A 25,611-nucleotide genomic window follows, 5' to 3' on the forward strand; every position below is an offset into this window, starting at 1 on the left:
AGCGGCCTGTCAGTTAAATCTCCGTCTGTGAAACTCTGTACAGACGTTCGGCTAGTGGATAGCTTCCCACCATGTCGGCTTCATCACCCGCCTAAAGGCGGGTGTATTCGCCTTGCCGTCTCTATAACCGTGATCAGACACCGAGAACGGGCACTCGCCCGTCGGTGCTCACTCCTCGCTCTCGTACGTCTCGCCGACGGCGGAGGGGGTCCGCGTGGAGCCCCAGATCGTCAGGACGAGGATCACGCCGGCGTACGGGAACAGATTAACCAGCCTGTTCGGGACGTTGATGCCGACCGCTGTAGCTGGATCTGTAACATGTCCAAGCCCCGAACACGAGCGCTGCGGCGGCCGCTCCGAGCGGGTTGTAGTTCCCAAACAGGTAGGCGACGATGCCGATCCAGCCGCGGCCGCTGACCATCGTGTCACCGGTGCCGGTGAACGACCCCGCCTGTGCGAGCAGTACCGCGCCGCCGAGGCCGGCCATGACGCCGGAGAAGATCACTGCCGCGTATCGAACACGCGTCAGGTCGACGCCGGCCGTGTCGAGCGCTTCCGGGTTCTCCCCGGCCGCTTGGATCCAGTATCCGTACCTCGTGTCGTTGAGGAACTTCCACGCGGCCACGGCCACGACGGCCGTGATCATAACGAGCGGTGACGCGTCGAAGAGGATCCGACCGAGCACGGGGACGTCTGCGAGCACGGGGATAGCCAGGTTTTCGATGCTCTCGAGGCTCGGGCTGTTTCGGCTGTCCCAGACGAGCACCGCCATGAACGGCCCGAAGCCGAGCCCGACGAACCAGAGCGCCAACCCGGCGACGATCTGGTCCGCCTCGTATCTGATCAACAGGACCGCGAACAGCACTGCGAACGCGAGACTGACCAGCACCGAGGCGAGGATCGCGAGCCAGATATCGCTCTGCCCCGGATCGCCCCCGCTGATGATCCACATCGTCGTCGCCGCGGTCGCCGCCCCGAAGATCATGAACCCCTCGACGCCGATGTTGAAGACGCCGCTCTTCTCGGCGTAGAGACCGCCGATGGCCGTCAGCGCGATCGGTGTCGCGGCTTGAAGCGAGCGCTCCACGAACCCGATCGTGACGATCTCGACGATCGGTAGATCCAGCGCGACGGCCACCGCGACGGCCGCGGCGACGAGGGCGGCACCGTCCCCGATCCGGAGTCGGTTGCCGTCTGCGTAGCCCGCGAGACTCATCGGCGGTCACCCCCCACCCCGGTCCGCACGGCGGCCGTCCGGAACAGTTCCGGCACGGCGACGAAGAGGATGACGAGCCCGATGACCCCGTCGATGAGCTGTACCGGAAGGTCGGTGTAGATCCCGATGTGGGACCCGGCGGACTCGAGGCCGCCGAAAAGTAGGCCCGCCGGGACGATGCCGATCGGGTTGTTCGCGGCGAGCAGGCTCACGGCGATCGCGTCGAACCCGTACGTCCCGATGCCGCTCAGGTCGGTGTAGCAGCCTTGGATCATAATTGCGAACACCGCGCCGGCGATTCCCGCCACCACCTCCGAGAGGGTCATCGTCGAGACGACGGTCCGTTCGGCGTCGACGCCCGAGTACGTCGCCGCCGACTCCTGGTGGCCGCTCGTCACCATGTCGTATCCGAATCGGCTGCGCTCCACCACGACGGAGATCACGACGACGGTCGCGAGCGCGATTCCGGGCCCGACGATCGAGAAGCCAGAAGTGTCGAACACGACGCCGGGTAGGGAGACGTACTCCGGAATTCGCTCCGTGTTCGGGGCCGCGTTGCCTTCGCCACGGAACGGGTTCTGGACCAGCCACCCCACCACCCCGACCGCGATGAAGTTCAACATGATTGGACGTGTCGCCAGCCCCCGGGCAGACGGCCTCAAGTGCCTATAGGACGAATGGTTCGTATGACTACGCAGCCCGAAGCTATCGCGGGCGTTGCGGACGTGGACTGTTCCGAAACGCGAGCGCTCGTGACCGGTTCGACGAGCGGCATCGGCCGCGCTGCGGCGCTCGCGTTGGGGCGTCTCGGTGCCGATGTCATCGTCCACGGTCGCGATCAGGAGGCCGGGGCGGCGGTCGTGAACGAACTCGACGCGCTCGGGTCAGACGGTCAGTTCGTTCGGGCCGATTTCGCTGACCCCGACGCCGTCCGAGAACTGGCCGCGACCGTCCGCCGGACGACTGACGGCCTTGACCTCCTCATCAACAACGCGGGCGGCTTCTTCCGAAGCGGGCGGCTCACCGACCTCGGCGTCGAGTACACGTTCCACGTCAACCACCTCAGCCCGTATCTGTTGACCGCGGAGCTGCTCGACCATCTCACCGCCGGCAGTCGAATCGTCACGACGGCCTCGGCCGCGCACCAGGGGACGTCACTGGACCTCTCGCGGGTTCAGACGCTCGACGAGTACTCTGGCATGTGGGCGTACAGCCACTCGAAGCTCGCGAATATTCTCTTCTCGAGTGAACTCGCTAGACGACTTGACGCCGCCGACCGGGACGTTGTCTCGAATAGCATCCATCCCGGTGCGATCCCGGGAAGCGGGTTCAGTCGGTTCCTCCCTGGACCGATCCCCCGCGTCCTCGAAGCGCTCGATGGTCTGCCGATCGTCACGAGCGTTGCCGAGGGGGCGGCCGAGATTCTGGTGCCCGCCCTCTCGCCGCGGACAGCGACGATCTCTGGACGATACTTCAGCGATCAACGGCCGGCACAGCCGTCCGCTCCGGCACAGGGCACCTATGCGGCGCAGCGTCTCTGGAATGCGAGCGCGGATCTGCTCGGGATAGCTACGCCCCTCGCAGAGGGTGCCGAATGAACTGGGCGTTTGCGACAGTACGATATCCACTTCGTCTTTAGAAGCATTCAACAGAGCCACGTTTGCTAGCTGATAGAGGACCTTGGCGGCTGTGACCGATCATTGGTTGTTACTGTCGGTTTGTGACTTTGTGCTGACAAGAATTACAGACTTATTTTGATCGAAGGGCCTGACCGACCCAGTACACTGAACACAGATAGCTGGAAAGAGAGCTATCTCCCCAGACCGAATGACACAGCGAAGGCTGTCTACTTCAGAAACCGCAGGAAGACGCATGGGTTGGGGCGGATTCGAACCGCCGGCCTGCTCCGTGTGAAGGAGCCGTCATAACCTAGCTAGACCACCAACCCGCTCACCTCGAGGTATCCGACCTCCGGACTTAAGAGTTACCTTACGCGGAAAGTACATCCCGGACCCGCTCGGATCCCCCGCCGTGACCCACGAACTCCGGTTCCTCGAACGGGTCCGACAGAGCGTCGCGAGCCTCCTCCACGCGCCCCTGTCGCTCGTCGGGCTCTACGCCGAGCGCGAGACGCCGCGCGAGCAGTACGCGTTCACGCTCCGCCAGCCGTTTCCCCTCGTCGAAGCGCAGCTCCACCGGCTCGGGTTCGTCCGCAACCTCGTCTCCTCGCTGAAGTACCGCGACTACGAGACGCCGCCCGAGACGACCGTCGCGAGCTGGGCGTGGTACCCCGAGGGGGCGCTCGCCAGCGACGACCAGCTCCACCTCGCGCTGTACGTCGGCCCCGACCGCTCGACCACGGACGTGTACGCCCACTGGGAGCCGTCGTGGATCCGCCACCCGGTCCGGCACTACCGCGCGACGGAGGTCGACGCACAGCGGGGCATCGAACGGGTGCGGTCGCTGTTCGAAGAAGCGGGCATCGAGTACGCGGTGGTTCCCGCTGACGAACGGATCGGTGGGGACGAAACCGCCGGAGCGGAGCCGCCGACCCGATAGGACGCGGCGCGACTACTCGGCGGCGGTGTCCTTGCCGCGGTACTCCGCGACGCGCTTCCGGGCGGACGCGACCGCCTCGCGGGCCTCGCCCTCGGCGCGCTCTTCGAGGTCCTCCAGGTCCGCTTGGAGCTTGTCCAGCCGCGACGGCTCCGGCTCTGGTTCCTCGTCTTCCCGGCCGACGAGCTCCTTCACGCGGGCTTCGACCGGCTCTAACTCTTCTACCACGCCCGCCTTCGCGTGTTCGGTCGCCCGACCCAGGTAGTACCGCGCGTCTTCGAAGTGTTTGCTCATATCTGTCCCTTGGCCGAGGGCAGATATAACCTTTGTGGCGACTCGGCGGGGACAGTATTCGAAACGGCCGGTCTCACTCGCGCGCGCCCGGCGGGAGAGGGTCGGCGTGGTCCGCGATCGCCTCGGCGACGCGGTGCGGGTGTTCGTGGACGACCCAGTGGCTCGCCTCCTCTATCGCGAGCAGGCGACCGTCGGCGCAGCGGTCGACACTCTCGTTGGCCAGTCGGCGCGCGAGGAACTGGTCTTGCGCGCCCCAGATCACGAGCGTCGGGACAGCCACCTCCCTCTTGGTCGGCTCGGGGCGGTCGCGCACGATCGCGCGGTACCAGTTCACCATCGCCTTGAACGCGCCGTCGCGGTTCCACGCCCGGCGATACCGGCGCAGGTCCTCGTCGGTGAAGGTGCCGGGTGCGCTCGTGTCCCGCAGCGCGTTCGTCGCGAGCCGCCAGTTCCCCGCGCTGGCGACCGCCTCGGGCAGTTTCGGGAGCTGGAACGCGAGCATGTACCAGCTCTTGAGCCGCTGGTCCCACGACCCCCGGAGCGCCTCCTCGAACACCGTCGGATGCGGGACGTTGACCGCGACCAGCTCCGAGAGACGGTCCTCGTGGTGGAGAGCGAGCCACCACGCCACCGCGGCCCCCCAGTCGTGCCCCGCGACGGCGGCCGTCTCGCGGTCGTATGCGTCGATCAGGTCGACGACATCGCGCGAGAGTTCGCCGATCCGATAATCGCGCACCGCCGACGGCTTCGCCGAGAGGTTGTAGCCGCGCTGGTCGGGGACCACGACGCGGTAGCCGGCGTTCGCGAGCGGGACGACCGCCTCGTGCCAACCGTACCAGAACTCGGGGAACCCGTGGAGCAGCACGAGGAGCTTCCCGTCCTCCGGACCGGCCTCGACGGCGTGAAGTGTCGCACCGCTGGTCTCGATCGCCCTGGACTCGGCGGGGATCGACTCGGGAATCTCGTCGTCGGGGACCGACTCCGGCAGCGCCGCGGCGTCGACCGGTCCGCTCTGTGGCGTCTCGCGCATGGTCGGGTTGAGGAGCGGGACGGGCAAATAGCTACGCTCGACGCGGGCGCACACGGACCCACGGACTGCCGCGCTCCGGGAGATGGGAGGGATCGAAATCCTCAAACCGCTGGCAAACCGCATTTAAGTATACTCGTGACGCTCCGCGCGCCGCCGCCCGAGGCGCGGCCGCGGGGGGTCCGCCGCGTACTCTATGACATCCGATTCGTCGACCCGGACGGCCGCAGACCCCGGTACGCCGAGCGACGACGCGGCCGTCTCGAACGTCGTCCTCGTGACGGTTGACTCGCTGCGGGCGGACGCGGTCTCCCCGTACGACCCGGAGCGACGCTCGCCGGTGATCGACGGGCTCGCCGACGGGGGAACCGTGTTCGACCGCGCGTTCGCGACCGGCAACTGGACGCCGTTCTCGTTCCCGTCGATCCTCGCCTCGGAACCGGTGTTCACTCGGTCCGGTGACATCGGCGTCGACGAGTCGGTGACGCTCGCGGAGGTGCTCTCCGACGCCGGGATCGCGACCGGCGGCTTCAACGCCGCGAACGGATTCCTCACCGACCACTGGGGGTATCCCGACGGCTTCGACGAGTTCGAGCCGTTCGTCACCAGCGTCGGATCCAGCGTCTACAGCCGGTACCTCGCGGCCCACCCGACCGTCGAGGCGTGGATCCAGCTCGCGACCTCACCCGTCCGTCGGCTCGGCTCGAAGTTCCGCGGCGACAGCGACGACCGCCCGTTCCTCGACGCCTCGCGCATGTTCGACGTCGAGGACGCCGCGACCGGGTTCGTCGACGACACCGACGAGCCGTTCTTCCTTTGGGTCCACTACATGGACACGCACACGCCGTACGTCCCCGCGCCGCGCTACATCCGCGAGGTGTCCGACGGTATCGTCGGCACGCACCAGATGCTCCACGCGCACGCCCGGACGAGCCTCGGCCTCGAAGTCGGCGAGCGGACGCTCAGCGAACTGCGGACGCTGTACCAGGCGACGGTACGGCAGGTCGACGCCAGCGTCGGGCGACTGCTCGACGCCTTGGACGCCGCGGGCGTCCGCGACGACACCGCGGTGCTGCTCGCGGGGGACCACGGCGAGGAGTTCCAGGAACACGGCCACCTCGCCCACTACCCGAAGCTGTACGACGAGCTGATCCACGTTCCGTTCGTGGCCGACGTGCCCGGGCTCGACGGCGGCCACGTCGACGGCCACGTGGGCCTCGATGCGATCCCCCCAACGGTCGCGGACCTCCTCGGCGTCGATCCGGTGCCCGAGTGGCACGGCGAGTCGCTCCTGCCGGCGCTCCGCGGCGAGGAGAGGCGCTCCGGCGGCGGCGAGGAGACGCTCTCTGCCGCCGGAGAGGAGACGCCCTCCGACACCGTCGGCGATGCGCCGTCCGAGTCCGGCGGCGACGGTGACCGCGACGCTGCCGACCCCGTCGTCTCGGTGACCGTCCGGGGCGAGGACGTGACCCAGCAGCCGATCCCCCGGTCACTGTCCGACGGCGACCTGTTCGTCAGCGCGCGCGACGACGACTGGACGTACATCGAGAACGTCGACGCCGGCGACCGCGAGCTGTACCACCGTCCCACGGATCCAACCCAACAAGAGAACCTCGCGGTCGACCCCGACGCGGAGGGACAAGCAGTCATCGACCGGCTCGCCCCGGTCGTCGATTCCCACGCGAAACTGCTCCGCGAGCGCGGCGCCGCGGCGGAGGCGGCCGCCGCCGAGCGGGGCGACGACGAGGTCGACGAAGACCTCGAAGCTCGCCTCGAAGCGCTCGGGTATAAGTGATGCTTCGAGCGGTCCTCCGCGACCTCGCCAGCGGACCGATCGCGGTCCAGATGCGCCGGTTCGTCGTCGTCGGTGCGCTCACCGCAGGGCTCCAGCTCGCCCTGCTTTGGCTGTTCGTCGACACCGCGGGACTGAACTACATCGTCGGCGCGACGATCGCGATCGAGATCACGATCGTCTGCTCGTACGTCCTCAACAACGCGTGGACGTTCCGGGCGAGCCAGAACACGGGCGCCTCCGAGTACCTCGCCGGACTGCTGAAGACGAATTTGGTCCGCGGCACGGCGATTCCGATCCAGCTCGGCGTGCTCGCCGCGCTCGTCGAGTGGGCCGGGGTGATGTACCTGATCGCGAACGTGGCCGCGATCCTCGTCAGCGGACTCTACCGGTTCGTCCTCGACGCGCACTGGACGTGGGGCTGACCCCGGATCGCTCGTCTCGGGCCCTCAGAAGGGGAGCCGCGGCTCGACGCGTTCGACGAGGTCGCGGACCGCCTCCTGCTTGTAGTACCCGACCGCGGACGCGGCGACGACGAGCGCGACGAGCGCCATCGCCGAGAGGAACCGGCCGCTCGCGAGTTGGCCCCCCGCGTACACGGTGAGAACGTACGCCGGAAGGCGACCGACCGCGATGACGGCCATGAACGTCGGTAGCGACCACTTGGTGAGGCCGCTCAGGAAGCAGATCGCGTCGTCGGGGAGGCCGGGAATGATGACGAACGCGAACAGCCCGGGAACGCCGACTGTGTCGACGAACCCGTCGAAGCGGGCGATCACGTCCTCGTGGATGACCCGCTCCACGAAGGTGCGCCCGTACCGCTTCGAGAGCGAGAAGGCTACCGCGCTCCCGATCAGCACGCCGGTGAGGCTGTACACCGTGCCCGCGAGCGGGCCGAAGAGGAACCCCGCGACCAGCGCGACGACCTGCCCCGGGATCGGGGCGACGATGACTTGGAGGGCCTGAAGACCGATGAAGACGATGGGGGCGAAGATACCGAACTGGTCGAGCCACGTCCGGAGGGCCTCCGCGTTGGTGAGGAACCCGGCGTAGCGGCTCACGAGGACGTAGAGCCCGACCGCGAGGACCGCGACGCCGACCGCGGCCGCGATCCCTCGCCGGCGGTCCGCCCGCGAGGAGAAGAGTTTCATTCGTGTCGTAGCGGGTGACAGAGGGACTTCAACCTTACCACCCGGCGGATCCTCACGCCAACGGGTCCGCGCTCCAGTAGGCCATCCGCATCGGGACCCCCTCGTCGTCCCGGTGATCCGCGTCACCCGGCAGGAACCGTAGCTCGTCGACCGGGCGGCGGGCGACGACCGCCAGCCCGAGCGCGTCCACGGCGTCGTCGGCGGTGGGGTCCGCCTCCCTCACGGCGTCGATGGGCTCGTCTGCGAGCCGTCGACAGACCCGACCGAGCGCGGCGCCCGGGTCGTCGAGGTGCCCGTCGAGCGCGCCGAGCCGCTCGCCGACGCCCGGGGCCGTGGTCTTCGAGTGGTCGAGCCGCCGGCCGTTGAGCCCGCGGAAGCACACCTCCGGGTGCGCCTCCATGACCGCCTCGCGCGCCGCCTCGTCCCGCCGGAGGAACGCGTCGACCTCGCCGACCCCCGGCGCGATGTGGTACGACTGTCGGCTGAGCCCCTTGCCGAGGTCGGCCCGGTTCCGCTCGCTCACCGCCTCGTAGTCAGCGCCGTCTCTGGCCGCTTCGCACGCGCCCCGCGAGGGGACGGGGAACACGCTGCTCGGACGCTCGGCGGCCGACCGCGCGGCCGAGTCGACGGCCTCGCGCTTCACCAGCGTCTCGGCGTCGTGGGGGAGACCGATCGGCACGTCGACCAGCAGCCGATCAACGCCGTCGTTCCACAGCGCTTCGAGGTCGCGTTCGAGGCGCGCGTCCGGCCCGCCGGTCCCGTCGAACACGACCGCGAGCCACGCGCCGCCCGCCCAGTCGACGCCCGCGACGGTGTCGGGTGTCATCGATCGATCGCTCGTTCCCGTGCCTATTCAATCGGCCCGGTCCGCGGACCGATCGCTCGGGGCACAGGGCCCTGCGAGGTGCGGTCGAAGCCGCGGCGTGGCCCGCTACGGCGAGACGGGTACGTCGTCTGTCACGGGAACCGCCGAGTCGACGGTCACGTCGAACCGGACGCCGCCGCTCGCGCTGTCGCCGACCGAGATGTCCCACCCGTGGGCGTCGGCGATTCGCTCGACGATAGTCAGCCCGAACCCGGTCCCGTCCGTGGCGGTCGTGTACCCCGCTTCGAACACGCTCTCGCACTCCGTCTCGTCGAGCCCCGGCCCGTCGTCGGCGACGTAGAACCCGTCGGCGGACGCCCCGATCGTCACGGTCACGGGCGACCCGCAGTGGTCGTCGACGTTGCGGAAGAGATTCTCGAGGAGCCGCCGGATCCGGGAGCGGTCGCCGGAGACGGTGATCTCGTCGTCCACCACGTCGAGCGTGTCGGCCGGACAGCCGAACGGTTTCCACGCCTCCGCGGCGAGCGCGCCGACGTCGACCGGCTCCGGCTCGGACACCGACTCGCCCTCCTTCGCGAGCGTGAGCAGCTCGCCGATCATCTGCTCCATCCGCTCGTGTTCCCGTTCGAGGGCCTCGAAGTGCGTCGCCTCGCTCTCGGCGCGAGCCATCTCCGCCGCCGTCTTCGCGTTCTGGAGCGGCGTCCGGAGGTCGTGCGACACGATCGACGTGAACTCGTCGAGCCGCTTGTTCTGTCTGATCAGCTCCTCGCGCTGCCGCTGTTCGCGCGTCGCGTCACGGAGGATCCCCACGGACCCGCGGAACTCGTCGTCGAACGGGAGCGCGGCCATGTGGTCGTAACACGGCACCGTCTCGCCGTCTTTCGTGTGGATGTCCACCCGGAACTGCTGCGTCTCCGGCCCCGCGCTGGAGACGATCGTCGCGAGCATGTCGTTCGCCCGCTGGACACCCTCGTCGGTCTTGATCTTGCCCGGCGGGCTACCGATGATCGCCTCCCTGTCGTAGCCGACGAGGTCGAGGAACGCCTCGTTGACGTACTCGAACTCCGCCTCGGCGTTCACGACGTAGATCGGATAGTCGAGCGCCCGGAGGACCGTCGAGTACCGCTCCGACTCGATCTGGGCGCGGTACTCCGTCGCGGCGTGCTTGACCCGGTTGGCCAGGCGGCGGTGCTGGTCGGGGCCGCCCTTCTGGAGGTACCCGGTCACGCCGGCGTTGATCGCCTGCGCCGCGATCTCTTCGCTACCCTTCCCCGTGTAGAGGATGAAGGGGAGGTCGGCGTAGTGATCGCGGACGGCGTCGAGCAGTTCGAGTCCGTCCGTCCCGGGCATCTCGTAGTCGCTCACGACGCAGTGGACGGACCGCTCGTCGAGCGTGTCGAGCACCGCGTCCGGACTGGCCACCGTGGTTATTTCGACGTCGCCGAGCTCCCGCTCGATGAAGGATTTGGTCAGGTCGAGAAACGCGGGATCGTCGTCGACATGTAAGACTTCGATCGACGCAGTGGCGGCTTCATTCGGGTTATCGATCGACATTCCAACTACCGATCAAGAGGGGTTCTAAACGGAAAAATATCTGGCTGTAGTGTCTCGTTTCGAGAAGCCGATCGGAGAGCTGTTCGACCGATCGTCCCGGATACCTTACACTTCAGATCACCGGCGACGGGACCGCGATTTCCGCCGTTTCGGCCTCCCCGCTGCGCCCGGGAAACACACGTCTCGGAACGCGGTGGTCGGGTGACATCCGCGGCGGAACACCGCGGCTTCACCGAAGGTAGGTACGCGTCAGTAGTCGGCGGAGAATGCGGGAGAAGTGGGCCGGCACGAATTTGAATCGTGGTTACGGCCACCCGAAGGCCGAAGGATACCAAGCTACCCCACCGGCCCGCACTCGACAGAAAGCCGTTCGTTCTTTTAATCCTTCCGAAAGGGGGGCGATCAAGACGGACCGGAGGGGGGAGGAGTCGATAGAATATCCAGTTCATCGACGCCAGACGCGGGTACCACGAAGCCCCAGTCGCGAGGACTCGATGCGCTCGTTGCGGTCCTCAGTCGCTCGTTTCACTCGCTCCCTGCGGTCCTTACGTCGCGCGTCTTCGTCCTCGCGACTGCCCCTTCGAGTCCCGTCCCGCACCGCAACCGCACCTCACGCCTCCCCAGCCTCGTCAGGCGCGTCCTGCGGGCTCCCTTCAGTCGCCCTCGTCGCGCCTGACTCCCTCGCGCGTCCTGACTCGCGCCCGTCGGGCGCTCGCAGGCACACGCCACCGCTGCCGCGCCATCAGTTATAAACCGTCGTCACCGTCCTCGTCCCCCGAGCCCGCCACCTCGAAGTACCGGCCCCGATGCTTCCGACAACCGGGATTGAACGCGGCGCCGCACGCCGGGCACGTATCGTCGCAGTCGAGGTACTCGCTCGCGGTCATCGTCGTCTCGCAGACGCCACACAGGACCGCCGGATCGTCGAAGCGGTCGCGGGGCCACGGGACCGCCTCGTGGTCGGTCGCGGCGTCGTGGCAGGCGTCGCAGGGGTAGTACGCCTCGCAGCAGCCGAACCGGAGCGCGACCACGTCGACGGGGTCGTCCCAGTGGGCGCAGCGCGTCTCGGGGTCGACGGCCACCCCGCGGAGTGGAACCGCGAACCGGGAGTCCGCGTCGGGCGCGGTCGTGGTCTCTCGGTCGGGCGGCGACGGGTCGCTGCCGGGGGGTGGTGCGGTCATCCGTCCCGCAGTCAGTAGCTGGCGTACCCGTCGGTGTCGAGCCAGTTGTGGACCACCGTGATCGCGTGGTCCGCGTGGAGCAGTTCGGGGCCGACCCGGAGCCGGCGGTCGGCGCGCTCGTCGACCGCAGCCGCCTCGTCCGGCGCGAAGTCGTGGTGGTCCGAGAGCACGAACACCGGATCTTCCGGCGGTTCGGCGTCGATGAGCGGGGCGCCGTCCTCGTGGAGCTGGACGAGCGTCCCGTCCGGGCCGCGGCCGTCCGCGCCGACGAGCCGGTCGAGCGTCGCGTCGAGCCCCATCCGGCGGAGTTCGACGCCCGGAGAGACGTCTGCGGGCATGTGGCCGATCGCCTCGTCTCGCGCGTCGAGCGCGTCGCGGACCCGCGCGGCGACGTTGCGCTCGTCGGGGTGGAGGTGCCGGAGCGCGTCAGAGTCGAAGGAGACGGTGAACTCGTCGGCGATCGCGAGGTGGACCCGGACGGACTCGCGGATGCCGTGCGAGAGGAAGACGCCGGCGCTCACGCACCGGCAGAGGAGGTCGAGCCGGCCGGCCCCGGGGATGTCGGACAGCGATATCGCGTCCGGATCGGTTGGCACGTCGCGGCCGATGACGACGAACTGGCGCATACCGGGCGGTCGCCCCCGATCGTCATAAGCCGTCCGACCCAACCGCCGCCGTGAGCCGCACTGGACTGTGCCAGATCTGCGAGGCGGCTACCGCGAGCCGCGCCTGCGACCGCTGCGGCCGCGCCGTCTGCGACGACCACTGGGACGAGACGGCCCGAGCCTGTACCGCCTGCGTCGCCGGGCGGCGCTAACGCGTCGCGACGCGACGGCTCAGCGGTGCCGGTTCAGCCGCTTCTTGAGTCGCTTCGCCGCGTCGCCCGCGGCGCCGAAGTACGTCGCCTCGTCGCCGGGCCGGCTCGACTCCTCGCCTGCGAAGATGATCCCGCGCGAGGAGTTCACGAGCCCGACGTCGACCGGGAGGTCCGGGCGCTCGGCGAGCCCGTGTTCGACCGCGGCCTCGGGGTCGCCCCCCTGCGCGCCGACGCCGGGAACGAGGAACGGGATCTCGGGGACGATCTCGCGGACCGTCTCCAGCTCCTCGGGCGTCGTCGCCCCCACGACGAGTCCGACGTTGTCGTTCGCGTTCCACACGCCCGCGAGCGCCGCGACGCGCTCGTACAGCGGCTCGCCGGAGGCGAGTTCGAGATCCTGGAGGTCCGCGCCGCCGGGGTTCGAGGTGCGACAGAGCGCGAACACGCCCTTGTCCGCGCGGTCGAGGAACGGCTGGAGCGAGTCGCGCCCGAGGTAGGGGTTCACCGTGATCGCGTCGACGTGGTCGAGCACCTCGGCGTACCGCCGCGCCGTGTTGCCGATGTCGCCGCGCTTCGCGTCGAGCAGGACGGGGACGCCCTTCCCCTCGGCGTACGCCGCGGTCTCGCGCAGCGCGCGCCAGCCGTCCGGATCCTCGTAGAACGCGGCGTTCGGCTTGTAGCAGGCGGCGTGCTCGTGGGTGGCGTCGATGATCCGGCGGTTGAACGCCCACCGCGGTAGATCGGCGTCGGCCACGGCGTCGGGGAGCCGGCTCGGGTCGGGGTCGAGCCCGACCGAGACGACGCTGTCGACGGCCTCGATCCGGTCCGCGAGCGCCTCGAAGAAGTCCATACGCGCCCTGTGTCGGCGGGCGAACTAATCGTTGCGTTCCGCGGTCGCTCACGCGTCTCCCGGTCGGGGGCGCCTCAACAGGAGCAGTAGTACTCGCGGTCGACGAACTCGGTCTCTAGCAGCTTCGCGGCCGGATCGGGGTCCGAGGGGCGGTAGACGCCCGCCGTCCGGTCGCCCTCGCGCTCGAACGCGCCGGAGACGAGCCGCCGCCAGTCGGCGGCCGACAGCTGGTCCCAGAACGCGTCGTCGCCCGCGAGCAGCGAGAGGTAGTCGCGAAGGTACACCCACCGCATCGGCTCGATTCCGGACGACTCGTAGGTCGCGTCGGTGACCGCCGCGTAGGCGGCCATCGGGAGGTTCGCGCCCGCGGCGACGGGCATCCCGATCCACTTCCACGGCCGGGTGTTGACGTCGAGCAGCAGGAACTCCTCGCGGTCGGCGTCGTAGACGAACTCCGCCTCGCTGATCCCGTGGTAGCCCGCGTCATCGAGGACGGCGAGCGCGTGCTCCCGGATCGCCGGCTCGTCCGCGGTCTCGACGAGACAGGAGGTGCCGAAGTTTCGCGGGTACCGGACCGCCGCGTTGCCGACCACCGCGAGCGCGTCGTCGCTCCCGGACGGGGGGACGTAGGAGGCCAGCGAGTGGTCCCGTCCCGCCGCGATGTCGACGCGCTTCTGGGCCATCACCGCGATGCCCTCGTCGGCCGCGGCCGCGACGACGTCCGCGAACTCCTCGCGGTCCGCGACCTCGATCACGTTGGTGCCGAACGCCTCCTCGAAGTCGCGCTTGAGTTCGGGTTTCACCACCAGCGGGAAGCCGGGCGCCGCCGCGGCCTCGTCGACGGTGGCGTCCGCCTCGCGGGTCCCGCTCGCCGCGGTCGCTTCGAGCCGGTACGTCTCCGGGTAGGGCACGCCGAGTTCCTCGCAGGTCGCGTACAGCTCGGACTTGTTCAGCACGTCGTCGAGCGTCTCGCTCCCGGCGAACGGGAGCCGGACGCCATCGGGGTCTGCCTCGGCGTACGACAGCGCCCACTCGTCCATGCAGCCGAACGCGACGGCCTCGGTGCCCGCCGCGTCGACGATCGCCTCCACGTCCTCGCGGAACCCGTCGAGGTCGTCGAGCGGGTACGTCACCGCCCCCGCGTAGTCGACCGCGTCAGAGGGGGGCGCGAGGCCGTCGTGTGCGACGGTCTCGGCCTCGGTGTCGGCGCCGTCGCCCGCGCGGTCGAGCGCGATGACGGGCACGTCGTGGGCGTCGAGGGCGCGCGCGACCCCGAGCCCGGTGATGTGCGCGTTGCTCACGAGCGCCGGCGGTCGGTCGAACTCGGCGGTCGCGAGCGCGTCGATCAGTCCCTCCGTGGACCGGAACCGGTCAGCCATACCTCGTCTCGTCGGTCGACGCATAAAAGCGCCCGACGTACCGGCTCGGTGTGCCCGTATCGGTGACGGGTGCGACGGGGCCGTCGGCGACGGGGCGATGCCCGGCTCGCGCGGGCGACGCGAGCGGCTTTTCAGGCCGCGTCACCTCCGGATAGGTATGACCGAAACCGAGGACGACGACGCCGACGCGGCCGACGAACTCCCCGGCCGAGTCCGGCGCGCGTTCGGCGACCACGGCTCGTTCGAGCGCGACGGCGCCGGCTGGGTGTCGACGACGACCGCGTTCGACGGGCGCGTCCGGGCCGAGCCGGCCGGCGAGGGGCGCATCCGGTTCACCGTTACCGTTCGCGTGCCAATCCTTTCCGCCGCCACCGCCGACGAGGTCGCGGACGTGGTCGAGGACGGCTGGGTCGACACGTTCGAGCGCCGCGCCGTCGATGTCGGCGGCGTCACCCGCAAGGATCGGGATTTCGATCCGGCCGTCGAGCGCGACGACGACGAGATCGCGATCACCTACGCGCTCTCGGACATCAACGAGCGGCGGGGCGTCGACGACGCGGGCGCCCTGATCGACTTCGTCGAGGGCACGTACGTCCAAGGCGTGATCCCGGGCTACGAGTACACGGCACCCGTCTCGGACCTGCTCTCGGCCGCGCGACAGCAGGGCGGCGGCGGGCCCGTCTGAGGTCGATAGGGGGAAGTGTCGGGGGATCGTACGGCGACCATGCTCGCGCTGTTCGGGTTCGGCAGCCTCCTCGCGTTGGTCGCGTTCCACACGTTCCTCGCCGGGGTCGCGACCCGGTTCTTCCGGATTCAGCTTTCGACGTCGTGGGGGTCGATCCTGTACACGCTCGTGTTGACACCGATCCTGCTGCTCGTCTCGACGCTCGTCTTCACCGGCGCGCTCGGCGTCGGGACCGGGATCAACGTCGGGAGCTCGACGATCCTGCTGGCGCTTCTGATCGCGCTCCCGATGGCGCTCGGCGCCGCCATCGACTACCTCTACCTCACGCCGCCCGACGAGTACGAACTCCCGGACACGCGCTGAGAGGGCTCGACCGCGACGCCGTCAGCGGTCGACGAGCCCGGCCACGACCTCCTCGACCCGAGCGACCACGTCCTCGGGCGCCCGCGTCGCGTCGACCCGGTGGAACCGCCCGGGCTCGGCGTCGATCAGGCGCTCGTAGTTGTCGCGCACGGCCGCGAGGTAGCCGTCGCGCTCGAACTTGTCGGTTCGCCCGGCGCGCTCGGCCGCCGTCTCGGGGTCCAGGTCGAGGTAGATCGTCGCGTCCGGCGGGTGCGAGAACGCGGCGTGGATCCCGCGGACGTACTCCAGCGGCCGCTTGATATCCGCGTCGGTCCGTGCGAGCGTCGCCCCCTGATAGGCGAACCGCGAGTCCGAGTACCGGTCGGAGACGACCAGGTCGCCGTCCGCGAGCGCCGGTCGAACTGTCTCCGAGAGGTGGTTCGCGTGGTCGGCGGTGTAGAGGAACAGCTCCGCGAGCGGGTCGGCCTCCGAGTCGCCCATCGATCGGGCCACCGCCTCTCCGTACCAGCTGTCGGTCGGTTCGCGGGTGAACGTCGCGTCGGGGTACACGTCCTGGAGCGCCTCCCAGACCGTCGTCTTGCCGCTCCCGTCGAGCCCCTCCAGCGTGATCAGCATGGTGGCGTTCCGCCGCGGCGAGGAATAAACGGCGCGGGTCCGGTCCAGGGACCGGCCCTTCTCCCTCGCGTGCGGCGTTCGCATGCCTTTTTAGTGACCCCTCCGCGAACGGCCGCCATGAACGTCGACTCACGCACCGCCGTCGGCTCACCGGCTCGCCGCGGGCCCGGGAGGCGCGAATGGTAGCCGTCGCCGTCTCACTCTCGCGGGTCGCAGCCGCGCTGTTTCTGGTCGTCCTGAACGGCTTCTTCGTCGCCTCGGAGTTCGCGTTCGTCAGGATCCGTGCCACCTCGGTCGAACAGCTGGTCGAGGAGGGGCAGGCGGGCGCGGAGACGCTCGGGGAGGTGATGACGAACCTCGACGACTACCTCGCGGCGACCCAGCTCGGGATCACGCTCGCGTCGCTCGGTCTCGGGTGGATCGGCGAGCCGGCGGTCGCGGCGCTCATCGAGCCGGTCCTCGGCCCGCTCCTGCCGGAGGGGTTGGTCCACCTCGTCGCGTTCGCGGTCGGGTTCTCGTTCATCACCTTCCTCCACGTCGTCTTCGGCGAACTGGCGCCGAAGACGATCGCGATCGCGCAGGCGGAGCGGATCTCGCTGTTGCTCGCGCCGCCGATGAAGCTGGCGTACCTGATCTTCTCGCCCGGCATCGCGGTGTTCAACGGCACCGCGAACGCCTTCACGAGCCTGATCGGGGTCCCGCCCGCCTCCGAGAGCGACGAGACCCTCGAAGAGCGCGAGATCCGTCGCGTGCTGGCCCGCGCCGGCGAGGCCGGGCACGTCGACGAGTCCGAGGTGGCGATGATCGAGGGCGTCTTCGAGCTCGACGACACCGCGGCCCGCGAGCTGATGGTTCCGCGTCCCGACGTGGTCTCGCTGCCGGCGGACGCGTCGCTGGCGGCGATTCGCGAGACGATCTTCGAGGCCGGCCACACCCGGTATCCCGTCGTCGACCGCGACGACGCCGACCGCGTCGTCGGCTTCGTGGACGCGAAGGACGTGCTGCGCGCGACCGCCGAGGGCGACGACGGCGCCACCGCGGGCGGCCTCGCCCGAGAGATCCTCGTCGTCCCGGAGACGACGAGCGCGAGCGACCTCCTCGTCCAGTTCCGCGACGAGCGCCGACAGGTGGCGGCGGTGATCGACGAGTGGGGCGCCTTCGAGGGGATCGCGACGGTCGAGGACGTCGCCGAGGCGCTCGTCGGCGACCTCCGCGACGAGTTCGACGTGGCCGACGACCGCCACACGATCCGGCGGACCGGTGACGGGGCGCACGAGGCCGACGGGTCGGTCGCCCTCTCCGACGTCAACGACGCGCTGGGGACCGACCTCAGCGGCGACGGCTACGAGACGCTCGGCGGGTTCGTCCTCGATCGGATCGGGCGCTCGCCCGAAATCGGCGACGTCGCCGCAGCGGCGGGATTCTCCTTCGAAGTCACCGCCGTCGACGGCGCGCGCATCTCGACGGTCCGGGTGGAGCGACGCGACGATGAGGAGGATGCGGACGCCGCGACCGGCGCGGACCCGGACGACGACGCCGCGTAACGACGTGACGCACGCCGCAGGGCGACGCGACACACGCCGCGAGACGGCGTTCCGGGAACGGCCGCGACGACGCGAGCGTTTTTCACGCGCGGCCGCGACCATGGCCGTATGTTCGAACGGATCTGCGTGCCCACCGACGGCAGCGACGCGGCCGCGGCGGCCTTCGACCACATCCTCGCGATCGCCGCCGACCACGGCGCGACGGTCCAGGTGCTCCACGTCGCGGACACCACCCGCGACAGCGTGACGCGGATCGGCGGCGACGTGGTCGACGTGTTAGAGCGTGAGGGGGAATCGATTGTCGAGGAGGCGGCCGCCCGCGCCGCCGACCGCGGCGTCGACGCGGAGACGGCGGTCCGGCAGGGTGGGGTCCCGGAGACAGTCACCGCGTACGCCGAGGAGGTCGACGCCGACCTCGTCGCGATGTCGACGCGGGGGCGGCAGGGGGTCGAACACCTCGTCGGGAGCACCACCGAGCGCGTCGTCCGCCAGTCGCCGGTACCGGTGTTGGCCCTCCGTCCGGGCGACGAAACGGTCCCGTACCCGTACGCGGACATCCTGGTGCCGACCGACGGGAGCCCCGCAGCGACCGCCGCGCTCGACCGAGCCCTGCCGGTCGCGGAGCGAGCGGGCGCGACCGTCCACGTCCTCTCGGTCGTCGACACCGGCGACGTGGGCATCGGAGACCACGTCGACACCCTCTCCGAGTACGCCGACGACGCGGTCGCCGAGGGCGTCGAGCGCGTCGAGGCCGCCGGACTGGACGCGGTCGGCGCGGTCGAGGTCGCCACCTCCGCCGCCCGCGGGATCCGGGCGTACGTCGACGACCCCGTGGTCGACCTCGTGGCGATGGGGACCCACGGCCGGACCGGCGTGGGGCAATACCTGCTGGGGAGCGTCGCCGAACGGACCCTGCGGAGCGCGCCCGTTCCGGTGTTGACGGTCCCGGTTCCCGACGAGGACTGATCCGGGCGCTCGGGTCCGTTTCGGTCGCCTCTGCGCCGGATTTCGGGGGCGCGTCTGACGCCGCGGTAGGTTTACGGGCCTTCCACGCGATACGGATCGCATGAAAGTGTTGGTAGCCGGGGGGACCGGCTTTATCGGCTCGCACCTCTGTCGCGCGCTCGCGGACGACGGTCACGCGGTGACCGCGCTCTCTCGCTCGCCCGACGGGACGGCGGACGGGGTGACGGGCGCCAGCGGAGACGTGACCGACTACGACTCGATCGCGTCGACCGTCGACGGCCACGACGCGGTCGTGAACTTGGTCGCGCTCTCGCCCCTGTTCGAACCCGAGGGCGGCAACCGTATGCACGACCGGATCCACCGCGGCGGCACGGAGAACCTCGTCCGCGCCGCCGAGGACGGCGGCGTCGACGGGTTCGTCCAGCTGAGCGCGCTCGGCGCGGACCCGAACGGCGACACGGCCTACATCCGCGCCAAGGGCGAGGCGGAGGAAATCGTCCGCGACAGCGACCTCGACTGGACGATCTTCCGCCCCTCCGTCGTCTTCGGCGAGGGCGGCGAGTTCGTCTCGTTCACCAAGCGCCTGAAGGGGATGTTCGCGCCGGGCGTCCCGCTGTACCCCCTCCCGGGCGGCGGGAAGACCCGGTTCCAGCCGATCCACGTGGAGGACCTCGTCCCGATGATCGCCGCCGCGGTGACCGACGACGAGCACGTCGGCGAGACCTACGAGATCGGCGGCCCGGAGGTGCTCACGCTCCGGCAGGTCACGGACCTCGTCTACGACGCCGAAAAGAAGGGCGTCACGATCGTCCCGCTCCCCATGCCGCTCGCGAAGGTCGGGCTCTCCGTGTTGGGCGCGGTCCCCGGGTTCCCGATGGGGCCGGACCAGTATCGGTCGCTGAAGTTCGACAACACGACCGCCGACAGCGACGTCGGCGCGTTCGGCGTCGACGCCGCGGACCTGACCACGCTCGGGGAGCACCTCGGGGTCAGATGACGCGGAGCGCGAACATGTCAACTGTCATAATCTCAACGCTGGTAACGCCAACCGAAGGCTTATATACGAGATCACGCTCTGTTCAGTTCAAACGCGGAGGGAGCACACGATGAAACTCGCAATGATCGGATTCGGCCAGGCGGGGGGTAAAGTAGTTGACAAGTTCTTGGAGTACGACAAGCGGACGGGCTCCGAGATCGTTCGAGCGGCCGCCGCCGTCAACACGGCGAAGGCGGACCTCATGGGGCTCGAACACATCTCCGAGGACCAGCGCGTCCTCATCGGCCAGTCGCGCGTGAAGGGCCACGGCGTCGGCGCGGACAACGAGCTCGGCGCGGAGATCGCGGAGGAGGACATCGACGAGGTTCAGGGCGCGATCGACTCGATCCCGGTCCACGAGGTCGACGCGTTCCTCGTCGTCGCCGGTCTCGGCGGCGGGACGGGCTCCGGCGGCGCACCGGTGCTCGCGAAGCACCTCAAGCGGATCTACACCGAGCCCGTCTACGGGCTCGGCATCCTGCCGGGCAGCGACGAGGGTGGTATCTACACCCTCAACGCGGCCCGGTCGTTCCAGACGTTCGTCCGCGAGGTGGACAACCTCATGGTGTTCGACAACGACGCCTGGCGGAAGACGGGCGAGTCCGTTCAGGGCGGCTACGAGGAGATCAACGAGGAGATCGTCCGTCGGTTCGGCATCCTCTTCGGCGCCGGCGAGATCCAGCAGGGCCAAGAGGTCGCCGAGAGCGTCGTCGACTCCTCCGAGATCATCAACACGCTCTCGGGCGGCGGCGTCTCCACGGTCGGCTACGCGGAGGAGGAGGTCGAGGAGCGCTCCTCGGGCGGCCTGCTCTCGCGGCTGCGCGACGACGGCGACGACGACGAGCTCGACAGCGCGCACACCACGAACCGGATCACCAGCCTCGTCCGCAAGGCGGCGCTCGGCCGGCTCACGCTCCCCTGCGAGATCGAGGGCGCGGAGCGCGCGCTGCTCGTGCTCGCGGGTCCGCCCGAGTACCTCAACCGGAAGGGCATCGAGCGCGGGCGGAAGTGGCTCGAAGAGCAGACCGGTTCGATGGAGGTCCGCGGCGGGGACTACCCGTACCGCGGCGCCGGCTTCGTCGCGACCGTCATCCTGCTCGCGGGGGTCACGAACGTCCCGCGGATCAAGGAGCTCCAGCAGGTCGCCATCGAGGCGCAGGACAACTTAGACGAGATCCGCGAGGAGAGCGACGACAACCTCGACGAGCTCGTCAGCGACGACAGCGACGAGCTGGAATCCCTGTTCTGAGGCGCGCCGCTCCCCGCGATGGAGGTCATCGTTCCCTTTTCGACCGACCGCCCGAAGTCGCGGCTCTCTAGCGTTCTTGCCCCCGAGGAGCGCGTGGCATTTGCGCGGGCGATGCTCGACGACGTGCTCGACGCCGTCGCCGGCGCCGGCGGTGAGCCGCGCGTGCTGGCGACCGACGCGGTCGACCTCGACCGGCCGGTCACCGTCGACGACCGCCCGCTGACGGACGCGGTCAACGGGGCGCTCGACACGCGACTGGGAGCCGACGACGAGTCCGACGGCCCGCCCGGGCCGACCGCCGTCGTGATGGCGGACCTCGCGCTCGCCACGCCGGCGACGCTCGACCGGCTCTTCGCGGCCGGCCGCGACGCCGACGTGGCCGTCGCCCCGGGTCGCGGCGGCGGCACGAACGCGTTCGTCGCCTCCCACCCCGAGTTCCGCGTGGACTACCACGGCGCGTCGTACCTCGACCACCGCGAGATCGCGGCCGCGGTCGGCGCGGCGTTCGAGACGGTCGATTCGCACCGGCTCGGCACCGACGTCGACGAGCCGGCCGATCTCGCGGAGGTCCTGATCCACGGCGAGGGGCGCGCGGCGACGTGGCTCCGCGAGGCCGGCTTCGCGCTCGACGCGTCCGAGGGTCGCGTGAGCGTCGTCCGAGAGTGAGCGCCGTCGAAATTGGTCGTGCGACCGAAGGGGGCGCCAACGTAACCACTCGCGGTGTCGCCGGGGGATCCGCAACCGCGATCCTTTTTAAACATCGACCGCGAGTGACGCCCGTGTTCGCCGGGGCCGACGAGTACGGAGTCGACGTCGCGGTCGACGAGCGGGCGGTCGAGCGACTGCTCTCCGTCAGCCCGGGCGACGTCGACGCGGCCGACCGGCTCACCTTCGCGCGCAACGTCTTCATTCCCCTCACCACCGCGTGTCGGTACACCTGTACGTACTGTACCTACTACGACGCGCCCGGGGAGGCGTCGCTGCTGTCGCCCGAGGAGGTGCGCGAGCAGTGCCGCGTCGGCGCCGACGCGGGCTGTACGGAGGCGCTGTTTACCTTCGGCGACGAGCCGGACGACCGGTACACCGAGGTCCACGAGACGCTCGCCGAGTGGGGGTTCGACTCGATCCACGAGTACCTCCACCGGGCCTGCGAGATCGCCTTGGAGGAGGGGCTGCTCCCGCACTCGAACCCCGGCGACCTGACGGAGTCGCAGTTCGCCGCCCTCCGCGAGGTGAACGCGTCCATGGGCGTCATGCTGGAGACGACCGCCGACGTGGACGCGCACAGCGGCGGGCGACGGAAGACGCCCGGCCAGCGGCTCAACACGATCCGCGCTGCGGGTCGACAGAGGGTTCCGTTCACGACCGGCATCTTGGTCGGGATCGGCGAGGACTGGCGCGACCGTGCCGAGAGCCTGCTCGCGATCCGTAAGCTCCACGAGCGACACGGCCACGTCCAGGAGGTGATAGTACAGAACGTCGTCCCCAACGAGCGTTCGGACTTCCCGAAGCCCGACCTCGCGACGATGCGCCGCGTCGTCGCGATGGCGCGCGCGGCGCTCCCGCCGGAGGTGTCCGTTCAGGTACCGCCGAACCTCTCGCCGGCGGCGGACCTCGTCGACTGCGGGATCGACGACCTCGGCGGCGTCTCGCCGGTGACGGACGACTACATCAACCCGGCGTACGAGTGGCCCGACCTCCGCGGGCTCGAGGCGGTCGCCGACGCCGGCGGCGTCCCGCTCCGCGAGCGGCTCCCGACGTACGCCCGCTACCTCCCGGACGACGTTCGCCCCGCGGGCGTCGAGCCGGCGCCCGAACCGGACGGTCGCGAGGCGTGGATCCCGCCCGCGGTCCGCGAGCGGATCGCGGCGGACGACGTCCACGGTCGACGGCTGCGCGCGGTCGCCCGCGGCGACGGACCGCTCGCGGTACGGAGCGACTGACGCGGTCTCCCGCCGGCGACCGCTGCCCCGTGCGAGCGACCGGTTTCCCACGCGGCCGTCCGTCCACCGGACGTAAACAACCGCGCCGCCAGTAGCTTCTTTATATATCCTCGTGAAAGGGCGGGTGATGCTTCTCTTACAGCTCGACGCGGTCACAACCGCGGTCGACGTCGCGGCGATAGCGACCTCGGTGGTCGGGTTCGTCGCCGGGTTCCTGGCCGTGCTGCTGCTCGGCAAGTACGTCGTCATTCCGGGGCTCCGACGGATCGTCAGGTCGCGCGGCTTCGACGCGGCGGTTGTGAGCCTCGGGACGAACGTGCTCAACGCCGTGGTCTGGGTGGCGGCGATCGCCATCGGCTTCGCCGTCGCCGGCTACGGCGGCTTCCTCTCGGCGTTCGCGGTGTTCGGCGGCGCCATCGCGCTTGCGGTCGGCTTCGCGGCGCAGGACCTCCTCGGCAACTTCGTCGCCGGCGTGTTCATCCTGAAGGACAAGCCGTTCGAGGTCGGCGACTGGATACAGTGGGGCGACATGTCCGGCCGCGTCGAGGAGATCGATCTCCGCGTCTCGCGGGTCCGGACCTTCGACAACGAACTGGTCACCGTCCCGAACGGTGATCTCGCGAACAGCGCGGTGACGAACCCCGTCGCCTACGACACGCTCCGCCAGAAGTTCGTCTTCGGGATCGGCTACGACGACGACATCGAGACGGCGACCGACATCATCATCGAGAAGGCCGAGGCCCACGAGGAGATCCTCGACGACCCGGGCGTCTCGGTCCGGCTCGTCGGGCTCGGCGACTCCGCCGTCGGGCTCCAGTCGCGCTGGTGGATCGCGGACCCCGACCGCGGCGACTTCGTCCGCGTGCGCTCCGAGTACGTCACCGCGGTGAAGGAGGCGTTCGACGACGCCGGGATTGACATGCCGTACGTCCACCGGCAGCTCACCGGCAGCGTCGAAGTGATCGAGGACGTCGCCGACGAGTAGGCTCCCGATCCGCCCGCGGCCCTATCCGACCTCTTCCTCCACCTCGCCCGCGTCGGGGCGGTACTGCCGGCTGACGGCCTGCCACCGGTTCGACCGGAACCGGTAGCCGTTCAGTCCGGCGGGGACGAGCTTCTCCGCGACCAGCGCCGCGTAGAGGCCGCCGACGCCGAGCGGCGTGACGAGCCCGACCAGCGCGACGGGAAGCGCGAAGACGTACAGTCCCACCATCGACGCGAGGAAGGGCCAGCGCGTGTCGCCCGCGCCGCGGAGCGACCCCGTGATCGAGCCGTCGACGCCGAGTGGCACCGCGCTCACCGCGGCGGCGACGACGAACGCCGCGGTCGCGCTCACCGCGGCCGGATCGTCGACGAACACGCCGGCGATCGGGCCGGCGGCGGCGATCACCGCGGCCGACGCGAGGACGTAGACGACCGCCGACAGCGCGATCACGTCGCGGCCGTACGCGGTCGCGAGCGACTCCTCGCCCGCGCCGAGCCGCTGGCCGACGAGCGTGCTCGCGGCGATCGAGAATCCCCAGCTGAAGCTGCCGAGCAGCGCTCTGACCCGGCGGCCGACCTCCAGGGCGGCGACCGTCGCGGAGCCGAACGACGACGCGATCCACAGGAGCGGGAAGACCACGATCCCCTCGGCGACGCGCCGCGCGATGAGCGGCGCGGAGACGCGGAGCAGCTGCCGGGTCAGTCCGCGGTCGAACCACGGCCCGGAGCGCCCGACTGGGACCGGCGAGGCGCCGCGGCCGAAGTACGACCGTCCGGACATCCCCCACGCGAGGACGAGCCCGACGGCGGCGATGGAGACCGCGGTACCGAGCCCGGCGCCGAACACGCCCATGCCGGCCCCGAGGACGAGCCACGTCGTGAGGAGGACGTTCAACAGCGCGCCGCCGGCTCGCGCGACCATCGGAGTGACCGTGTCGCCGACGCCGGCGTACGTCCGGCTCGCGATCATGTTGAAGAACTCGAAGGCGAGCGCGGGCGCCGTGACGACGAGGTAGGTCGTCCCGGCGGACAGCGCCGCGCCGTCGCCGCCCACGAGCGCGACCAGTCGCTCCGCGCCGAGGACGTACCCCGCGACGATCGGCGCGACGAGCAGCGCGGCCACGATCAGCGACTGCTTGACGACGAGCCCCGCCCGCCCGCGCTCGTCGCCGCCGTAGTTCTGCGAGACGAGCGAAACGGTGCCGCCGGCGAGCCCGATGGAGACGAACTTCGCGAGCTGCCAGAACGCGAACGCGTACCCGAGCCCGGCGACCGCGGAGACGCCGACCGCGTAGCCGATCACCGCGAGGTCGACGGTGTTCTTCGACATGATCGCGAACCCAGTCACGATCCGGGGCCACGCGAGCCCCATCGTCTCGTCGAGCCGCGACCGGTCGATGACGCCGGCCCGGTCGAGCGCGCCCGCCACCGCCTCCGCGACGCGAGCGACGATCCGCCGGAGCCGGGGGAACATGGAACTATCGTAGGGGCCGGGCGGGCTTGTGTCTGTCCGTCGCGGGTGGGGACGCGGTCGGAGCGCAACCGTTTTCACCGACTCGCGGCCGATAATTACGCATGAATAT

25 protein-coding genes, 2 tRNA genes and 2 pseudogenes are annotated in these 25,611 nt (G+C 70.0%); 14 read left to right on the forward strand and 15 right to left on the reverse strand.

The window, feature by feature from the left end; all coding sequences use genetic code 11:
- Positions 1-168: 168 nt before the first annotated feature.
- Positions 169-1,216, reverse strand: a pseudogene (locus B9H04_RS12415) (ABC transporter permease).
- Positions 1,213-1,842, reverse strand: a pseudogene (locus B9H04_RS12420) (ABC transporter permease); the annotation flags it as partial. The pseudogenes B9H04_RS12415 and B9H04_RS12420, both read right to left, overlap by 4 nt.
- Positions 1,843-1,902: 60 nt before the next feature.
- On the opposite strand from B9H04_RS12420, the gene B9H04_RS12425 reads away from it, so the two are divergent.
- Positions 1,903-2,814, forward strand: a complete 912-nt coding sequence (locus tag B9H04_RS12425) for an SDR family NAD(P)-dependent oxidoreductase (protein ID WP_049932915.1) — start codon at positions 1,903-1,905, stop codon at positions 2,812-2,814.
- Positions 2,815-3,089: 275 nt separating this feature from the next.
- On the opposite strand, the gene B9H04_RS12430 is transcribed toward B9H04_RS12425, so the two are convergent.
- A tRNA-Val gene (locus B9H04_RS12430) sits at positions 3,090-3,164 on the reverse strand.
- 83 nt (positions 3,165-3,247) lie between these two features.
- On the opposite strand from B9H04_RS12430, the gene B9H04_RS12435 reads away from it, so the two are divergent.
- The gene (locus B9H04_RS12435; RefSeq protein WP_049932916.1) at positions 3,248-3,775 is read left to right on the forward strand and encodes a hypothetical protein; all 528 of its coding nucleotides are present in this window, start codon (positions 3,248-3,250) and stop codon (positions 3,773-3,775) included.
- A 12-nt stretch (positions 3,776-3,787) separates the two neighbouring features.
- On the opposite strand, the gene B9H04_RS12440 is transcribed toward B9H04_RS12435, so the two are convergent.
- Together B9H04_RS12440 and B9H04_RS12445 are read right to left on the reverse strand one after the other, a co-directional pair.
- Entirely contained in the window at positions 3,788-4,066 is a 279-nt protein-coding gene (locus B9H04_RS12440; protein WP_049932917.1) for a DUF7553 family protein, read from the reverse strand.
- Between the two features lie 73 nt (positions 4,067-4,139).
- The gene (locus B9H04_RS12445) at positions 4,140-5,096 is read right to left on the reverse strand and encodes an alpha/beta fold hydrolase (protein WP_049932918.1); all 957 of its coding nucleotides are present in this window, start codon (positions 5,094-5,096) and stop codon (positions 4,140-4,142) included.
- A 193-nt stretch (positions 5,097-5,289) separates the two neighbouring features.
- Between B9H04_RS12445 and B9H04_RS12450 the strand changes: the two genes are divergently transcribed.
- Entirely contained in the window at positions 5,290-6,888 is a 1,599-nt protein-coding gene (locus tag B9H04_RS12450) for a sulfatase-like hydrolase/transferase (protein ID WP_049932919.1), read from the forward strand.
- Complete coding sequence (locus tag B9H04_RS12455) at positions 6,888-7,310, forward strand: GtrA family protein (RefSeq protein WP_049932920.1); 423 nt, start codon at positions 6,888-6,890, stop codon at positions 7,308-7,310. The genes B9H04_RS12450 and B9H04_RS12455 overlap by 1 nt, the downstream gene beginning before the upstream one ends.
- A 24-nt stretch (positions 7,311-7,334) precedes the next feature.
- Here the strand turns inward: B9H04_RS12455 and B9H04_RS12460 are convergent, their stop codons facing one another.
- From B9H04_RS12460 to trmY, 6 genes are all read right to left on the reverse strand, one after another.
- Positions 7,335-8,036, reverse strand: a complete 702-nt coding sequence (locus B9H04_RS12460; RefSeq protein WP_049932921.1) for a TVP38/TMEM64 family protein — start codon at positions 8,034-8,036, stop codon at positions 7,335-7,337.
- A gap of 52 nt (positions 8,037-8,088) precedes the next feature.
- Positions 8,089-8,862, reverse strand: a complete 774-nt coding sequence (locus tag B9H04_RS12465) for a DUF429 domain-containing protein (protein WP_049932922.1) — start codon at positions 8,860-8,862, stop codon at positions 8,089-8,091.
- A gap of 105 nt (positions 8,863-8,967) precedes the next feature.
- A complete protein-coding gene (locus tag B9H04_RS12470; protein ID WP_049932923.1) occupies positions 8,968-10,416 on the reverse strand; it encodes a sensor histidine kinase in 1,449 nt (482 codons plus the stop codon).
- 278 nt (positions 10,417-10,694) lie between these two features.
- Positions 10,695-10,767: transfer RNA gene (locus B9H04_RS12475), tRNA-Pro, on the reverse strand.
- A gap of 395 nt (positions 10,768-11,162) precedes the next feature.
- Positions 11,163-11,597 (reverse strand): CHY zinc finger protein, encoded by a 435-nt coding sequence (locus B9H04_RS12480; protein ID WP_049932924.1) that lies wholly within the window; start codon positions 11,595-11,597, stop codon positions 11,163-11,165.
- Between the two features lie 11 nt (positions 11,598-11,608).
- Positions 11,609-12,223: a tRNA (pseudouridine(54)-N(1))-methyltransferase TrmY gene (gene trmY, locus B9H04_RS12485; RefSeq protein ID WP_049932925.1), complete on the reverse strand. Its 615-nt coding sequence runs from the start codon at positions 12,221-12,223 to the stop codon at positions 11,609-11,611.
- A 50-nt stretch (positions 12,224-12,273) separates the two neighbouring features.
- On the opposite strand from trmY, the gene B9H04_RS18760 reads away from it, so the two are divergent.
- Positions 12,274-12,414 (forward strand): hypothetical protein, encoded by a 141-nt coding sequence (locus B9H04_RS18760; protein ID WP_167373098.1) that lies wholly within the window; start codon positions 12,274-12,276, stop codon positions 12,412-12,414.
- Between the two features lie 19 nt (positions 12,415-12,433).
- Here B9H04_RS18760 and pyrF read toward each other — a convergent pair whose 3' ends face one another.
- Positions 12,434-13,264: an orotidine-5'-phosphate decarboxylase gene (pyrF, locus tag B9H04_RS12490; RefSeq protein ID WP_049932926.1), complete on the reverse strand. Its 831-nt coding sequence runs from the start codon at positions 13,262-13,264 to the stop codon at positions 12,434-12,436.
- Between the two features lie 74 nt (positions 13,265-13,338).
- The gene (locus B9H04_RS12495) at positions 13,339-14,643 is read right to left on the reverse strand and encodes a carboxylate--amine ligase (protein WP_085682749.1); all 1,305 of its coding nucleotides are present in this window, start codon (positions 14,641-14,643) and stop codon (positions 13,339-13,341) included.
- Positions 14,644-14,800: 157 nt separating this feature from the next.
- Here B9H04_RS12495 and B9H04_RS12500 point away from each other — a divergent pair, with 157 nt between their 5' ends.
- On the forward strand, positions 14,801-15,328 hold the full coding sequence (locus B9H04_RS12500) for a DUF5813 family protein (RefSeq protein ID WP_085682750.1): 528 nt from the start codon (positions 14,801-14,803) through the stop codon (positions 15,326-15,328).
- A 39-nt stretch (positions 15,329-15,367) separates the two neighbouring features.
- Positions 15,368-15,691: a hypothetical protein gene (locus B9H04_RS12505; RefSeq protein ID WP_049932929.1), complete on the forward strand. Its 324-nt coding sequence runs from the start codon at positions 15,368-15,370 to the stop codon at positions 15,689-15,691.
- 21 nt (positions 15,692-15,712) lie between these two features.
- On the opposite strand, the gene tmk is transcribed toward B9H04_RS12505, so the two are convergent.
- Entirely contained in the window at positions 15,713-16,306 is a 594-nt protein-coding gene (gene tmk / locus B9H04_RS12510; protein ID WP_049932930.1) for a dTMP kinase, read from the reverse strand.
- 179 nt (positions 16,307-16,485) lie between these two features.
- Here tmk and B9H04_RS12515 point away from each other — a divergent pair, with 179 nt between their 5' ends.
- From B9H04_RS12515 to B9H04_RS12545, 7 genes are all read left to right on the forward strand, one after another.
- The gene (locus B9H04_RS12515; protein WP_049932931.1) at positions 16,486-17,850 is read left to right on the forward strand and encodes a hemolysin family protein; all 1,365 of its coding nucleotides are present in this window, start codon (positions 16,486-16,488) and stop codon (positions 17,848-17,850) included.
- 108 nt (positions 17,851-17,958) lie between these two features.
- Positions 17,959-18,816, forward strand: coding sequence for a universal stress protein (locus B9H04_RS12520; RefSeq protein ID WP_085682751.1), 858 nt, complete (start codon positions 17,959-17,961; stop codon positions 18,814-18,816).
- Between the two features lie 100 nt (positions 18,817-18,916).
- On the forward strand, positions 18,917-19,813 hold the full coding sequence (locus B9H04_RS12525; RefSeq protein ID WP_049932933.1) for a complex I NDUFA9 subunit family protein: 897 nt from the start codon (positions 18,917-18,919) through the stop codon (positions 19,811-19,813).
- A gap of 109 nt (positions 19,814-19,922) precedes the next feature.
- Positions 19,923-21,101, forward strand: coding sequence for a tubulin/FtsZ family protein (locus B9H04_RS12530; RefSeq protein ID WP_176450647.1), 1,179 nt, complete (start codon positions 19,923-19,925; stop codon positions 21,099-21,101).
- An 18-nt stretch (positions 21,102-21,119) separates the two neighbouring features.
- Positions 21,120-21,767: a 2-phospho-L-lactate guanylyltransferase gene (gene cofC, locus B9H04_RS12535; RefSeq protein WP_049932935.1), complete on the forward strand. Its 648-nt coding sequence runs from the start codon at positions 21,120-21,122 to the stop codon at positions 21,765-21,767.
- A gap of 113 nt (positions 21,768-21,880) precedes the next feature.
- A complete protein-coding gene (gene cofG, locus B9H04_RS12540) occupies positions 21,881-23,044 on the forward strand; it encodes a 7,8-didemethyl-8-hydroxy-5-deazariboflavin synthase subunit CofG (RefSeq protein WP_049932936.1) in 1,164 nt (387 codons plus the stop codon).
- Between the two features lie 127 nt (positions 23,045-23,171).
- A complete protein-coding gene (locus B9H04_RS12545) occupies positions 23,172-24,029 on the forward strand; it encodes a mechanosensitive ion channel family protein (RefSeq protein ID WP_085682752.1) in 858 nt (285 codons plus the stop codon).
- 21 nt (positions 24,030-24,050) lie between these two features.
- Here the strand turns inward: B9H04_RS12545 and B9H04_RS12550 are convergent, their stop codons facing one another.
- Positions 24,051-25,502, reverse strand: coding sequence for an MATE family efflux transporter (locus B9H04_RS12550; protein WP_049932938.1), 1,452 nt, complete (start codon positions 25,500-25,502; stop codon positions 24,051-24,053).
- Positions 25,503-25,611: the final 109 nt, after the last annotated feature.

The sequence above is a fragment of the Halorubrum ezzemoulense DSM 17463 genome (assembly GCF_002114285.1).
GTDB classification, from domain to species: domain Archaea; phylum Halobacteriota; class Halobacteria; order Halobacteriales; family Haloferacaceae; genus Halorubrum; species Halorubrum ezzemoulense.